Annotated in this window: 1 protein-coding gene and 1 pseudogene; both read left to right on the forward strand. The window is 32.0% G+C overall.

The window, feature by feature from the left end:
• The first annotated feature begins 2 nt into the window (after positions 1 to 2).
• Positions 3 to 167, forward strand: a complete 165-nt coding sequence (locus V7137_RS09750; RefSeq protein ID WP_335697947.1) for a YozD family protein — start codon at positions 3 to 5, stop codon at positions 165 to 167.
• Between the two features lie 372 nt (positions 168 to 539).
• Positions 540 to 805: pseudogene (locus V7137_RS09755) on the forward strand (hypothetical protein); the annotation flags it as partial.

Consider the following 805-nt stretch of genomic DNA (forward strand, 5'->3'; position numbering starts at 1 on the left):
AAATTGAAGTATTTATTGATACTGAGGAGATTGCCGAATTTTTCTTTCATGAGCTTGTGAAAAGGGGATACGTTCCTAGTGAAGAAGAATTGGAAGAAATTGCAGACATAACCTTCGAATATTTAATTGAAAAAAGTATTATCGACGAAGAAGAAGAGGATGAATAAAAAATTAATTAGTCAAGAAGAGGAAAATAAATCTTTTCCTTTATCATAGATTAATACGAAAGACGAGCATTCAATGCTCGCTTTTTGTTTTGTGCAGAGAGATTTAATCTTTAAATAAATTTTGGAAATCATGAAACCTTTATTTTTGGTAGACGTATAATTAGTAACGAAGCAGAGGAGGGGATTAAGTTGTTAAAAAAAATCCTTAAATTGATTTTCGGAAGTAAATCCTATCACAAATATAGTTCATCAAGTGATGCCTGGAAGAAAAGGAATCATTATAAACACAATAACCTAGGACATCATTATTATAAAAAGAAATACAAAAGTAGTAGTTTTTTTAGCAGTTAGACGAAGCCAGGTGTTTTCTTTATGATGAAAAAATTTGCATTACTCTTATCAAATGTATTTGAAAAACCCTTTCCAAAAGATGAATTGATTGCTGAGCGTTACAAGGTGATATCTCATCTCGGAGCAGGAAGTTATGGTCATAGTTATTTAGTGAATGACTTGGAATGTGAACAGAAAAAGGTTTTAAAAGCCTTGCGTCTCCATAAACGGTTGACTCAATCTGGGCGAAGAAACTTTGAATTAGAAAAAGAACTGTTGGATACGATTGATCATCCAGGCTTTCCAAG

It is taken from the genome of Neobacillus drentensis, from assembly GCF_036962765.1.
GTDB classification, from domain to species: Bacteria; Bacillota; Bacilli; order Bacillales; family Cytobacillaceae; genus Neobacillus; species Neobacillus drentensis_C.